At 69.6% G+C, this 12,084-nt stretch carries 13 protein-coding genes and 2 tRNA genes; 8 read left to right on the top strand and 7 right to left on the bottom strand.

The features are described 5' to 3' along the window. Positions 1-46: 46 nt before the first annotated feature. Positions 47-205 carry a hypothetical protein gene (locus tag ACUKCB_RS16555; protein ID WP_473036505.1) on the top strand — a complete coding sequence of 53 codons (159 nt, stop codon included), beginning with the start codon at positions 47-49 and terminating at the stop codon, positions 203-205. Between the two features lie 356 nt (positions 206-561). After that, positions 562-1,128: a M48 metallopeptidase family protein gene (locus ACUKCB_RS16550; protein ID WP_473036504.1), complete on the top strand. Its 567-nt coding sequence runs from the start codon at positions 562-564 to the stop codon at positions 1,126-1,128. Between the two features lie 13 nt (positions 1,129-1,141). Here ACUKCB_RS16550 and ACUKCB_RS16545 read toward each other — a convergent pair whose 3' ends face one another. From ACUKCB_RS16545 to ACUKCB_RS16520, 6 genes are all read right to left on the bottom strand, one after another. Beyond that, on the bottom strand, positions 1,142-1,402 hold the full coding sequence (locus tag ACUKCB_RS16545) for a Txe/YoeB family addiction module toxin (protein WP_473036503.1): 261 nt from the start codon (positions 1,400-1,402) through the stop codon (positions 1,142-1,144). Next, on the bottom strand, positions 1,399-1,653 hold the full coding sequence (locus ACUKCB_RS16540) for a type II toxin-antitoxin system prevent-host-death family antitoxin (protein ID WP_473036502.1): 255 nt from the start codon (positions 1,651-1,653) through the stop codon (positions 1,399-1,401). Before ACUKCB_RS16540 ends, ACUKCB_RS16545 begins: the two co-directional genes overlap by 4 nt. Before the next feature lie 72 nt (positions 1,654-1,725). Further along, positions 1,726-1,923 carry a hypothetical protein gene (locus ACUKCB_RS16535; RefSeq protein ID WP_473036501.1) on the bottom strand — a complete coding sequence of 66 codons (198 nt, stop codon included), beginning with the start codon at positions 1,921-1,923 and terminating at the stop codon, positions 1,726-1,728. A gap of 31 nt (positions 1,924-1,954) precedes the next feature. After that, on the bottom strand, positions 1,955-2,338 hold the full coding sequence (locus tag ACUKCB_RS16530) for a hypothetical protein (RefSeq protein ID WP_473036500.1): 384 nt from the start codon (positions 2,336-2,338) through the stop codon (positions 1,955-1,957). Further along, entirely contained in the window at positions 2,329-2,901 is a 573-nt protein-coding gene (locus tag ACUKCB_RS16525) for an NUDIX hydrolase (protein ID WP_473036499.1), read from the bottom strand. Before ACUKCB_RS16525 ends, ACUKCB_RS16530 begins: the two co-directional genes overlap by 10 nt. Beyond that, entirely contained in the window at positions 2,902-4,335 is a 1,434-nt protein-coding gene (locus tag ACUKCB_RS16520) for a zinc-dependent metalloprotease (protein WP_473036498.1), read from the bottom strand. Positions 4,336-4,455: 120 nt separating this feature from the next. Between ACUKCB_RS16520 and ACUKCB_RS16515 the strand changes: the two genes are divergently transcribed. The 3 genes from ACUKCB_RS16515 to ACUKCB_RS16505 all read left to right on the top strand — a co-directional run bounded on the left by ACUKCB_RS16515 (position 4,456) and on the right by ACUKCB_RS16505 (position 7,249). Further along, the gene (locus ACUKCB_RS16515) at positions 4,456-5,526 is read left to right on the top strand and encodes an NAD-dependent epimerase/dehydratase family protein (protein WP_473041034.1); all 1,071 of its coding nucleotides are present in this window, start codon (positions 4,456-4,458) and stop codon (positions 5,524-5,526) included. A gap of 91 nt (positions 5,527-5,617) precedes the next feature. Continuing rightward, positions 5,618-6,055 carry a molybdenum cofactor biosynthesis protein MoaE gene (locus ACUKCB_RS16510; RefSeq protein ID WP_473036497.1) on the top strand — a complete coding sequence of 146 codons (438 nt, stop codon included), beginning with the start codon at positions 5,618-5,620 and terminating at the stop codon, positions 6,053-6,055. A gap of 126 nt (positions 6,056-6,181) precedes the next feature. Further along, complete coding sequence (locus ACUKCB_RS16505; RefSeq protein ID WP_473041033.1) at positions 6,182-7,249, top strand: YlbL family protein; 1,068 nt, start codon at positions 6,182-6,184, stop codon at positions 7,247-7,249. A 383-nt stretch (positions 7,250-7,632) separates the two neighbouring features. On the opposite strand, the gene ACUKCB_RS16500 is transcribed toward ACUKCB_RS16505, so the two are convergent. Beyond that, complete coding sequence (locus ACUKCB_RS16500; RefSeq protein ID WP_473036496.1) at positions 7,633-8,142, bottom strand: PPA1309 family protein; 510 nt, start codon at positions 8,140-8,142, stop codon at positions 7,633-7,635. A 296-nt stretch (positions 8,143-8,438) separates the two neighbouring features. Here ACUKCB_RS16500 and ACUKCB_RS16495 point away from each other — a divergent pair, with 296 nt between their 5' ends. The 3 genes from ACUKCB_RS16495 to ACUKCB_RS16485 all read left to right on the top strand — a co-directional run bounded on the left by ACUKCB_RS16495 (position 8,439) and on the right by ACUKCB_RS16485 (position 12,084). Then, positions 8,439-11,402 (top strand): UPF0182 family membrane protein, encoded by a 2,964-nt coding sequence (locus ACUKCB_RS16495; RefSeq protein ID WP_473041032.1) that lies wholly within the window; start codon positions 8,439-8,441, stop codon positions 11,400-11,402. 267 nt (positions 11,403-11,669) lie between these two features. Then, positions 11,670-11,746 (top strand) — tRNA-Met (locus ACUKCB_RS16490). Between the two features lie 261 nt (positions 11,747-12,007). Beyond that, positions 12,008-12,084: transfer RNA gene (locus ACUKCB_RS16485), tRNA-Met, on the top strand.

The raw sequence follows: 12,084 nt of genomic DNA, 5'->3' as shown, positions 1-12,084 counted from the left end.
GATCCCGACCTCCCCGACAGACCACTGACAATCGAAGGACTCAGCGATGATGCAGGAACTCATGCAGATGGTGGAGCGTTCCGACGAGGAGCCGCGCGAGCACCAGATCAGAAGGCTCGGTGCCCGACAACTGCGCGCCCGCCAGCGCGAGGAGCGCCGTGCGGAGCAGACGATCATGGAAATCGCGTGGTCACGGCTATGTTGACCGGGGCCCGCTGAGCGGTGTCGAAGGCCCTGGCGAGCCGGGGTCGGGGCGGCACCGCTCAGCGCCCGGCGCGGTCATCCGTGCGGGACAGGCGGACGACGGGGCCGAACGGTCGCACCCTCGGCGGGGGTGCGCCGTTCGGTCTCGTTTGTATAACCAAAAGTGCCGGAAGGTGCCGAATCGGGCCCCGATATGGTCTCCGTCACCGCCCAAAAATCGCCCTGGTCAGAGCGGAACCCGGTACCCGGGGCCGTTTTTCGGTACGGAGCCGGTGGACGGACATCGCGTCAGACAAATGACATTTCGGTACAAGGCACACCTGTTCGGGAGCGCTTCGCTGGGCTACCGTAAACTTCGTGCCCTCGAACACCAAAATCGAGGTACGACGCAGTCCTCGTCGCCGGCGCACAGTGTCGGCCTACCGGGACGGGGACACCACTGTCGTCCTCGTGCCCGCGACGTTCTCCCGCGCAGAGGAAAAGCGCTGGGTGGACCAGATGCTGCAGAAGCTCGACGCACGCGAGGGCCGCAGGCGCCCCGGGGACCGAGAGCTCCACGCCCGTGCGGTCGAACTCGCCGAACGCTACCTGGGCGGCACCAGACTGCCCGACAGCGTCCGCTGGGTCGACAACCAGAACTCACGCTGGGGCTCGTGCACCCCGGACACCGGTATGATCCGCATCTCCCGCCGCGTCGCCGGAATGCCCGCCTGGGTGGTGGACTACGTCCTCGTCCACGAACTCGCGCACCTGCACATCCCGCACCACGGCCGGGACTTCTGGGACCTGGTACGCCGCTACCCCAAGGCCGACCGGGCCCGCGGCTACCTGGAGGGGTTCAGCGCGGGCAGCCGCTCCGAGGGCTGCGCCCACGCCGAGGAGGACGAGGACCTCGAAGCCGACGAGGTCGCCTTCGAGGAGTGAGTCGGAGCGCGTCCTACTTGCCGTAGTGGTAACGGCAGGCCACGATGCGGCTCTCGTCCTCGTGGATTCGGTGGACCAAGTGGTGCTCGTCGGTGATCCGGCGCGACCAGTAGCCATGGAAGCCGTGGCGCAGCGGTTCGGGCTTGCCCATACCGTCGTTGCCGTGCCGATCGATGTCCTTGATCAGGGTGTTGATGCGCTTCAGGACCTTGCGGTCCTGTCCCTGCCACCAGACGTAGTCCTCCCAGGCGTTCTCCGCCCAGACCAGCTTCATTCGGCCAGACCCCGCTCTATCCCGTGTCCGGACTCCAGCTGCTCGATAGCGTCGACCAGGCGCCGGGCGTTCTCCGGGCTGCGGAGAAGGTAGGCGGTCTCTCTGAGGGATTCGTACTCGGACAGAGCCATCATCACCACGGGCTCGTGTCCCGCTCTGGTGATGATGACCTCCTCACGGTCGTTCACGACCGCGTCCATGGTGGCCGCGTAGTTGGCACGGGACTCGGAGTAGGTGATCGTCCTGGTCACTGTTCCTTCTGGGGTTGCCAGCGCGATGTGCACCAGGAGTCGTTGTACAGAAAGTTGTACACCCGGGTGTGGTCAGTCGCCGAACCCGGTGACCGGCGGCGGCTGGGGGAGGAACGGGTTACCGGGCTCGTCCGGGCCGACCGTCTGCCAGCCGTACTCCGGCTCCGGGCCCTGGCCGACCCGGCTCGGGGCACCGGTCACCACGTACAGCAGCGCCATGAAGGCGGCGGCGACGAGGGCGAGGACGGCAACGGTGCGGGCAGGACCCATGGGGGTGTGTCCTTCCTCGGATCCGGGCCGGTCAGCGGCCCCGGGGACGGTCCGGTTCGCCCAGCCCGGCACGGGCCCCGGCGAGGTCGGCGGCGACCCGGCGCAGAGCCAGCGCGCTCACCACCAGCAGGATCCCGAACACGGTCGCGTAGTAGGCGGTCATCCCGCCCCACTCACCGGACACGCCCGCGCGCCCCAGCACCGCGACCAGCAGTACGGCCAGGAACGCACAGATGACCTGGCCCAGGCGCAGGGAACGCTCCTTCTGCCGCACACGGGCCAGGGCCACCTCACGGGGTGAGGCCAGACCCGCGCGCTCGTCTGCGAGCAGCCTGTCGAGGGCCTTCCTGCCACGGCGGGCGGCCAGCACGATGAACAGTCCGCCGAACATGCCCGCGACGGTGATCAGGGACACTGCGCAGCCCCCCGGGGAAGCCGGGACCGGACCGCCGTGGCGGCCGCCCCGACCAGGTCCCGCACCGAGTCGTCAGTGGGCTCGGGCAGCTCCCCGACGGGGAACCAGCCCAGGCCCTCGGACTCGTCGGGGTCCCGGACCAGGACCGCCTCGGCGGGGGCCAGGGCCGCGTACTGCACGTCCAGGTGGAAACTGCCGCCGCCGCACGGCACCGAGTGGCGGTCCAGTCGCACCGGCCGCGGCAGCAGGGTCAGGCCCGTGATCCCGGACTCCTCGACGGCCTCGCGCAACGCGGCACCGCCCAGGGTCCGGTCCTCGGCCTCGCAGTGGCCGCCGGTCTGCAACCACATCCGGTGGATGCGGTGCAGCACCAGGGCCACCCTGGAACCGTCCGAGGAGATGATCGCCGCGGACGCGGTCAGGTGCCCGGGCAGGCAGGTGCGCCACATACCGTCCGCGTGGGCGTCCAGGTGCTCCACGTAGGAGCGGCGAAGCTCCTCCTGCCCGTCGTCGGGCGCGTCCCAGCCGCCCAGCACCGATCGGGCGTCCGCGTGCAATGTCACCTACTCGCCGTCCCTGTCGTCCTCGTCCCCGCCGGATCCCTCGCCGGGCTTGGGCTTCTCCGAGCCGTCGGGTTCGGTCAGCGACGAGATGTCGAAGTCCGGTCCCTCGAACTCGCTCCGCCCGTGCACGAAGGCGTCCGGGTCGGCCAGGTCGTCGCCGGTGGGCATCAGGTCCGGGTGCTGCCAGACGGCGTCGCGGCCCTCCACGCCCCGGGCCTCCTCCAGCGCGGTCCACAGGGCTCCGGCCTCGCGCAGACGGCGCGGGCGCAGCTCCAGACCGACCAGGGCGGCGAAGGTGTGTTCGGCGGGGCCGCCGGTGGCACGGCGCCGACGGGTCGTCTCGGCCAGGGCCCCGGACTGCGGGAGCCGGTCGGCGACGGCCGAGGACACCACGGTCGCCACCCAGCCCTCGATCAGGGCGAGTGTGGTCTCCAGGCGCGTCAGCGCGGCCTTCTGCTGCGGGGTGTCCTCCGGCTGGAGCAGGCCCTCGGGACCCATGCCGCCGGACATCGCCTCCTGCAGAGCCTCGGGGTTGGTGATGTCGATCTCGCCGAGTTTGTCCTCAAGGCCGCTGACGTCGAACGACATCCCGGCCGCGTACTCCTCGACCAGACGGGACACGTGCGAACGCAGCCACGGAACGTGCGAGTAGAGGCGGTGCACGGCCGCCTCCCGGGCGGCCAGGTACAGGCGGACCTCGTCCTCGGGGATCTCCAGGCCCTCACCGAAGCGGGCCACCCCCGAGGGCAGCAGGGCGGCGTTGCCCTCACCCGCGAGCGGCAGGCCGATGTCGGTGGTACCGATCACTTCCTGGGCGAGCTCGCCGATGGCCTGACCGGCCTGCTGGCCGACCATCATGCCGCCCATCTGCTGGATCATGCCCAGCAGCGGACCGGCGACGGAGGCCATCTCCTCGGGCAGGTTCTGCCCCATGGCCTGTACGGTCTTGGCGGTCAGCGGGTCGCACAGCTGCGCCCACGAGTTCATCGTCTTCTCGATCCACTCCGACCGGCTCCACGCCTGGGCCGTCTGGAGCCCCGACGGCAGGTCGGTAGCCTGGTCGAGCCACAGGTCGGCGAGGCGCAGCGCCTCCTCCACCCGTGCGTAGTCGGCGGGCGGCACACTCGGGTCCCCTTGCTGGGACACCGCGTGCCGCGCGATGTTCTTGGCCATGTCCCAGTTGATGCCGGACGTCGAGGACGTCTTCTCCGCCTCGGGTGCGCCGGGGGTGGGCTGGGACGACATCATGTCCGCGAACTGGCGGAGCATGTTGGCCATCTGTTGCGGATCGCCGAACGGGAAACCGTCCGGCATTCCGGAGTCCCCCCCGCCCGGGCGGCCGCTGCCGGCACCCGAGCCGGAGTCGCCAGAACGGCGTCCGGACTCGTCATCGGGATCGTTCGGCATGCTGAAACCGAAAGGCAGGTCGCTCACAATCAGACCTCAGGCAGGATTAGGTTTGGTCTCCACTGTCACGTTAGCTGGGAGTCGCCCGGAGTGAATACCGAAAGCAACCAGGTTCGCCCAGAGCACAGCCCTCCGGACCCGGCGGGCATGGTCGTGGCGGTCACCGGTGCCGCCTCCGGAGTGGGCCGACTCCTCGTGCAACGCCTGGCCGTGCCAGAAGGTTCCATCGCCGCGCGCGAGGTCGTCGCGATCGACGAGGAGTTCGCTGACCTGCGCGGAGTCACCTGGCGGATCGCCGACGTCCGGGACCCCGGCCTCGTCTCGCGGCTGGGCGGCATCGACGTCCTCGTGCACACCGCCGTCGACCGCTCCCTGGACACCAAGCCCTCGCTGCGCCGGGCGAACAACATCCGGGCGGCCCAGACGGTCCTGACCGCCGCGGCGGCCTCCGGGGTGCCCAGGGTCATCCTCGTCACCAGCACCATGGTCTACGGCGCGGCCCCCGACAACCCGGTCCCGCTGGACGAGAACGCCGCCCGCGTCTCCGACAACAGCGAGGGCCTCATGGGCGACTTCGCCGAGATCGAGGAGTTGGCCGAACGCGCCCGCCGGGCCCACCCCGGCCTGACCGTCACCGTGGTGCGTCCTGCACCGCTCGTGGGGCCGGAACTGGACACCCTGCTGAGCCGGCACTTCTCCGCGCCCCGGCTGCTCACCGTCAAGGGCCACGAACAGCACTGGCAGTTCTGCCACGAGGACGACCTCGCCTCGGCCCTGGCCCACTGCGCCCTGCACGGGGTGACCGGTGAGGCCGGTGTGGTGGCCGTGGCCTGCGAGGGCTCCCTGACCCAGGGGGAGGTCGAGGCGATCGCGGGCATGAAGCACTTCGAGGTCCCCGCCAACCTGGCCTTCGGGGCGGTCCGCCGCCTGCACCAGGTCCGCATCACCCCGGCCGCCGCGGGTGAGATCAAGTTCCTGGTCTACCCGTGTGTGGTGGACTGCTCGGCCCTGCGCGAGGCGGGCTGGAAGCCCGGCCACGACAACGAGTCGGCGCTGGAGGCGCTCCTGGACGCCAAGAGCGGCAAGCACGCGATCGCCGGACGCAGCCTCGGCCGCAAGGAGGTCACCATCACCGCGGCCGGTGCCGCGGGCGCTGCGGCCGCCGCCATCGGAACCGCCGCCGCCATCCGCCACATGCGCAAGCGCGGAAAGGCCTGACCTGCGGGGGAAACCCGGAGCGCGGGAAGCCGCACGTGCGGACGGCACGTGCGGAAGCGTCGTTCGCCGGTCGTCTTGATACGGTTTCCACGTGGAACAGATCACTCTCGCGGCCGTACGCGACACGCCCCTGTCCGTCGACGAGGTCCTGGCGGCGGTGGCCGACCCCAGAGCCGGCGGCACCGCGGTCTTCATCGGTACCGTCCGCGACCACGACCACGGTCGGGACGTGTCCGCCCTGGCCTACTCGGCCCACCCGAGCGTCGAGGCGCAGCTGCGCGTCGTCATGGAGAAGGTGCTGAGCGACACCTCCGTCCCCGGGCGCCCCCTCGTGCGGATGGCCGCCACCCACCGGGTCGGCGACCTACGGATCGGCGACACCGCCGTGGTCGTCGCCGTCTCGGCCGAACACCGCGAGGAGGCCTTCGCGGCCTGCCGCAGGCTCATCGACGACCTCAAGGCCCAGGTGCCCATCTGGAAGAACCAGGCCTTCGAGGACGGCGGAGCCGAGTGGGTCGGCTCCCCCTGACCGGGCGGGCCCCGACCCTCCCCTGAGCGCCGACACGCGCCCCCGCGACCGGTGACGGCCACCGGGGACGCCTGAGCGCCGGAGGGTCCACGGGGGCTCTAAGGTGTCAGCATGGTTCGTCGTGTCATGACCCTTGTCGCCGCACTCGTCCTGCTTGCCGGGCTCGGGTACGGCAGTCTCCTCCTGCCCATGCCCTACCTGGTGGCCGCACCCGGTGTCACCCTGGACACCATCGGGGAGCAGGAGGACGGCCGGCCCATCATCGGTATCGAGGGGGCCGAGGACTACGAGCACGACGGATCGCTCTCCATGGTGACCGTCCAGTACGCGGGCGGCCCCCAGCACCGGCTCAACCTCTTCACCCTGGTGACGGCCTGGATCTCCCCGAGCCAGGCGGTCCTGCCGGAGGAGCTCCTCTTCCCGGCCGGTCGCTCCCAGCAGGAGGTCAGCGAGCGGCAGACCGTCCAGATGAACGACTCGCAGACCAAGGCCACCGCCGCGGCCCTCGACCAGCTCGACATCGACTACGAGGCGGTCCCCCGGGTCGCCGAAACCGTCGAGGGCATGCCGGCCGAGGGAATCGTCGAACCGGATGACGTCATCGTCGCCGTCGACGGCGACCCCGTGCCCACCAGCACCGACGGTGCGGCCCCCGAGGAGCCCCTGGGCAGCGCCTACGTCGTGGACCGGGTCAGCGCGCGCGAGGCCGGAGAGCCGGTCGCCCTCACCCTGGAGCGCGACGGCGAGGAGGTCGAGGTCGAGGTCGAGACGGTCAGCAACGACGACGGTTCCGCCGCGGTCGGTGTGCTCATCACCGACGACATGGACTTCCCCGTGGACATCGACATCACCGTCGGTGAGATCGGCGGCCCCAGCGCGGGCATGATGTTCGCCCTCGGGATCATCGACCGGCTCAGCGAGGAGGGCATCACCGGCGGGGCCGGCGTCGCCGGTTCCGGAACCATCTCCACCGACGGCCGGGTCGGCGGGATCAGCGGTGTCCCGCAGAAGATGGTCAGCGCCCAGCGCGACGGCGCGGAGTACTTCTTCGTGGCCGCCGACAGCTGCTCCCAGGTCGCCCAGTCGGCCGCCTACGGCGAACTCGAGGTGGTGCGCGTCGAGACGCTCACCGACGCCGTGGACGCGCTGGAGACCATCCGCGAGGGCGGCGACGACCTGCCCCGCTGCGAGTAAGCGGGACACACGACGAAACGACCCCCGGGCCGCGCGGCCCGGGGGTCCTGCCATCTCGGCCGCAGGGGGAGTGCTTCCCACTCACCTCAGCCGCGGGAGAACACCCCGCCCGCCTGAGCCAGCGGGGGATGTGCCCGCTCTTCTGCCCCAGCCACAAGGGGAGTGCCTCCCACACACCTCAGCCGCAGGGGGTGCCCCTGCCTGCCCGCCCGGCTCCAGGGGGTGTTCTTTCGTTCGGGCGCGGGAGTCTGGGTTTCAGCAAACACAGTGCAAGACGAGTCAAGCCGCCGGCGAGGAACGAGCCAGGCGTAGACGAGGATGAAGAACGCTCCCCTGAGGCGCCCGAACACGGGCCGAAGCGCCAGCGGAGGCCCAAAGAAAACTCAGCCCTCCTCCAGGTCCAGGGTGAGGGCCAGGGCCGAGGTCAGGGCGGGGATCAGGTCCGGACCGTTGAGCACCTCGGTCTCGCTGTCGTGGCTGCGCATCCGCATCGCGCAGTGCCGCGAACCGTCGCGCAGCACGCCGGCGACCATGCGGATCTCCTCGGTCTCCTTGTCCGAGCCGGTGGGGTCCTCGCCCGCGGCCAGGGTCTCGTCCGAGCCCTTCACCACCAGGCGTTCCATGACCAGAGCGCAGCCGGCCACTCCCTCGGGCCACAGGATGCGGCCCAGGGCCTCCTCCAACGGGACGTCTCCGGGCAGCGCCTCCTGCTCGACGGGGGTCAGCTCGTCGGGGCTCACGGGGGATTCGATCCCCAGCATCCCGGCGAGGGCGGGTTCCGCGGCCAACAGCTCCGAGGTGGGGACCAGGGCGTACAGCCCCAGCGGGCGGTCCCACCCCTGTTCGGCGGCGTGGCGTTCCAGGTCCATGACGGCTTCGCGAATGTTCGACACGTTTCCATGGTGGCCGATGTGGGAGCCTCGCCGGGCCCGTTCGACGGCAGTAGGGTCGCAAAGGTGCCGTGCGGTTGCGACTCCGATACCCCAACGATGCAGCCTTGTCACCCGCTGACGGGTGATTTCGGGAACCCGACGGCCACCGATTAAGTTTTTAGTAATAAGGCGCCACACGCGCACCGAACGCACCTACCAAGTCAGAACGAGGGGGAGGCGTGAGCTTTCGATCGCCCGGCGCACCACCTGCGCGTATGCCTCGCCGATCAAGGTTGCTCGCGCCAGTCGCGGCGACCGTGGTCGTCATCATCGCGGCGTTGATGATCGCCGCGAACTTCTGGACCGACTACAAGTGGTTCAATTCCGTCGGCTACACCTCGGTCTTCCTGACCGAGCTGTGGACCCGAGTCCTGCTGTTCGCGGTGGCGGGGATCGTGATGGCGGTCATCGTCGGCGCGAGCATCTTCTTCGCCTACCGGGCCAGGCCCGGCGTCCGGCCGATGAGCCTGGAACAGCAGGGCCTGGACCGCTACCGGCAGTCCATCGACCCCCACCGCAAGCTCTTCTTCTGGATCGCGGTGGGCGCCCTGGCCCTGTTGGCCGGTGCGGCCGCCAGCGGTGACTGGCGCTCATACCTGCAGTTCATGAACGGCGTCGACTTCGGGGCGAACGACCCCGAGTTCGGTATGGACATCTCGTTCTTCGCCTTCACCTACCCGTTCATCCGGGTGCTGCTCGGCTACCTGTACGCGGCCGTCATCCTGGCGTTCATCGCCGCGGTGGTCGTGCACTACCTGTACGGCGGCGTCCGTCTGCAGAACGACTCCGGCCAGCGCGCGACCCCCGCCGCCCGCGTGCACCTGTCGGTCCTGCTGGGCCTCTTCGTGCTGCTGCGCGCCGGGTCCTACTGGCTGGACCGCTACGGACTGGTGTTCTCGGAGCGCGGTTACACCTTCGGTGCCTCGTACACGGATGTGAACGCGGTCAAGACCGCACTCACCATCCTCACCGTCATCTCGGTGATCTGCGCGGTCCTCTTCTTCGCCAACATCGTCTTCAAGAACACGCTGATCCCGGTTGCCTCCCTCGGCCTGCTGGTGCTGTCCGGCGTGGTCGTCGGTGTGGCCTACCCCGCGATCGTCCAGAACTTCCAGGTCGACCCGAACGAGCAGCGCCTGGAAAGCCCCTACATCGAGCGCAACATCGAGAGCACCCGTGAGGCGTACGGCATCGCGGACTCCGAGGTCGAGACCTACGACGCCACCACGGAGCTCACCCCGCAGGAGCTGGCGGCCGAGGCCGACACCATCCCCAGCGTCCGTCTGGCCGACCCTGCGGTGGTCTCGCAGACCTTCCAGCAGATGCAGCAGGTCCGCGGGTTCTACCAGTTCCCGGACGTGCTGGAGGTCGACCGCTACCCGGACTCCGATGGCAACCTGATCGACACGATCGTCGCCGTCCGGGAGCTCGACGGTCCGCCCGCCGACCAGGACAACTGGTTGAACCGGCACCTGATCTACACCCACGGCTTCGGCATGGTCGCGGCTGCGGGCAACCTGATCGACGACGAGGGCCGTCCGGTCTTCACCGAGTACAACATCCCGCCGCGCGGTGAGCTGAGCGAGGTCACGGGCGAGTACGAGCCCCGGATCTACTACGGCCGCGAGGGCGCCGACTACGTCATCGTCCAGGCCGAGCAGGAGTACGACTACCCGCTCGACTCGGAGGAGGTCGGAGGCGACGTCCCGACCCTGGAGGACGCGGCGGAGCCCAGCCCCAGCCCCGAGGCCGACGAGGCCCGCGTGCCCGCCGACTCCGCCGAGGAGGACGCGGCCGCGGACGAGGACGCGGCTACCGAGGAGGAGCCTGCCGCCGAGGAGGGCGCCGACGAGGGGGGCGCCAACGGCGAGGGGTCCCAGCAGTACAACAGGTACGAGGGCGACGGCGGCGTCGAGCTCAACAGCTTCTTCGACCGCATCCTGTACGCGATCAAGTACCAGGAAACGAGCATCCTGCTCAACAGCGCGATCACCAGTGACTCGCGGATCATCTACGAGCGGGACCCGCTGGACCGGGTCGAGAAGGTCGCACCGTTCCTGACCGTGGACAGCCGCCCCTACCCGGCGGTGGTCGAGGGCAAGGTCGTGTGGATCGTCGACGGGTACACCACCTCCGACGGCTACCCCTACGCCAACCGGATCGACTTCACCCAGGCGGTGACCGACACCTTCACCGACGGTGCGGCGCAGCAGGTCGGCGCACTGCCGGGCAACGAGGTCAACTACATCCGGAACTCGGTGAAGGCCACCGTCGACGCCTACGACGGCAGCGTCACCCTCTACGGCTGGGACGAGGAGGACCCCGTCCTCCAGACCTGGAAGGGCGCCTTCCCGGGTGCCGTGGTCAGCAAGGACGACATGAGCGAGGAGCTCGTCCAGCACCTGCGCTACCCGGACGACCTGTTCAAGGTGCAGCGCGAGATCATGCGCGAGTACCACGTCACCGACGCCGCCTCCTACTACGGCGGTCAGGACTTCTGGTCGGTGCCCAACGACCCGACCACCGAGGGGGACCTGCCCGAGCCGCCCTACCGCCAGACCATCAACTACCCCGGTACCGACGAGGCCAACTTCTCGCTGACCAGCACGTTCGTGCCGCGCGGCCGTGAGAACCTGGCCGCGTTCATGGCGGTGGACAGTGATCCCCAGTCCGAGGACTACGGCCAGTTGAAGCTGCTGCAGCTGCCTCGGAGCACGGTGATCTTCGGTCCCGGGCAGGTGCAGAACGCGTTCGACGCGGACGCGGACGTGCGTGAGGTGCTGCTCCCGCTGGAGCAGTCCAACGCCGAGGTGACCCGGGGCAACCTGCTGACCCTGCCGTTCGCGGGCGGTCTGCTCTACGTGGAGCCCCTCTACGTGCAGGCCGGCGGCGGCGGAGCGGCGTCCTTCCCGCTGCTCCAGCAGGTCATGGTCGGCTTCGGTGAGGAGGTCGCCATCGGCAGCAACCTCCAGGAGGCCCTGAACAACCTGTTCGAGGGCGGAGAGGGCCCGCTGCCCGAGGAGGGCGCGGACGCCGAGGAGGGCACCGAGGACGAGGAGTCGTCCGAGGCCGGATCCGGTGACGAGGGCGCCGACACCGACCTGACCGAGGCCCTCAACGAGGCCGTCGAGGCCTGGGAAGAGGCACAGGAGTCGAGCGAGGAGGCCAACGAGCGCCTGCGCGAGGCCCTGGAGGCCCTGGAGGAGGCCGCGGAGAACTAGGTCCGCAGCACCCCCGCGGTGACTGCGGCAGCGGGGGTGCCGGGCGCTCCTGAGAGCGCTTCGCAGGACGGGGCGGGACCCTTCCGGGGTGTCCCGCCCCGTTCGGCTTTCCCCGGGCCCGTACGCCTTCGCGCGGAGCCTGCGCCCGAACGTCCCCCACCGGGGCTCCCCGGGGTGTTCGGCGGCGGCCCGGGGACAGGGTGCGCCACGTCTCCGTCGCCTGATTTGGCTTTCCAGGCGGGGCGCGCTAATCTGAGAACACAACGACGCGGGGTGGAGCAGTTCGGTAGCTCGCTGGGCTCATAACCCAGAGGTCGCAGGTTCAAATCCTGTCCCCGCTACCAAGATCGGACCCGGGAGAAATCCCGGGTCCGGTGCTTTTCCCGGTTTTTCCGCCTCGGCGGGGAATCGGGGGGCGTGCATCGGCGACGGTGCGCGTGCGCGGCGAAAATGCCGGTGCTGACCGCGAGGAAAGCCTGGTAGAGTAGCCAAAGGCCAGGTCGGCCAGCCGACCAGGACAAACAGGTGGATCTCCGATCGGTTTAAAGCAAAACAAGCCGATTTGCCACCCAGGGTTAAAGGCCCTAAAGTAGAGATCACAACGACGCGGGGTGGAGCAGTTCGGTAGCTCGCTGGGCTCATAACCCAGAGGTCGCAGGTTCAAATCCTGTCCCCGCTACCA

It is taken from the genome of Nocardiopsis moroccensis, from assembly GCF_055763695.1.
Note: the sequence above shows the minus strand (reverse complement) of the source record. Positions and strands in the feature narration are given on the sequence as shown.

Bases quoted from the DNA above. Each gene is read 5' to 3' on its own strand.
- ACUKCB_RS16555 (WP_473036505.1), top strand. From the start codon at position 47: ATGATGCAGGAACTCATGCAGATGGTGGAGCGTTCCGACGAGGAGCCG.
- ACUKCB_RS16545 (WP_473036503.1), bottom strand. From the start codon at position 1,402: ATGAAGCTGGTCTGGGCGGAGAACGCCTGGGAGGACTACGTCTGGTGG.
- ACUKCB_RS16535 (WP_473036501.1), bottom strand. From the start codon at position 1,923: ATGGGTCCTGCCCGCACCGTTGCCGTCCTCGCCCTCGTCGCCGCCGCC.
- ACUKCB_RS16515 (WP_473041034.1), top strand. From the start codon at position 4,456: ATGGTCGTGGCGGTCACCGGTGCCGCCTCCGGAGTGGGCCGACTCCTC.
- ACUKCB_RS16505 (WP_473041033.1), top strand. From the start codon at position 6,182: ATGACCCTTGTCGCCGCACTCGTCCTGCTTGCCGGGCTCGGGTACGGC.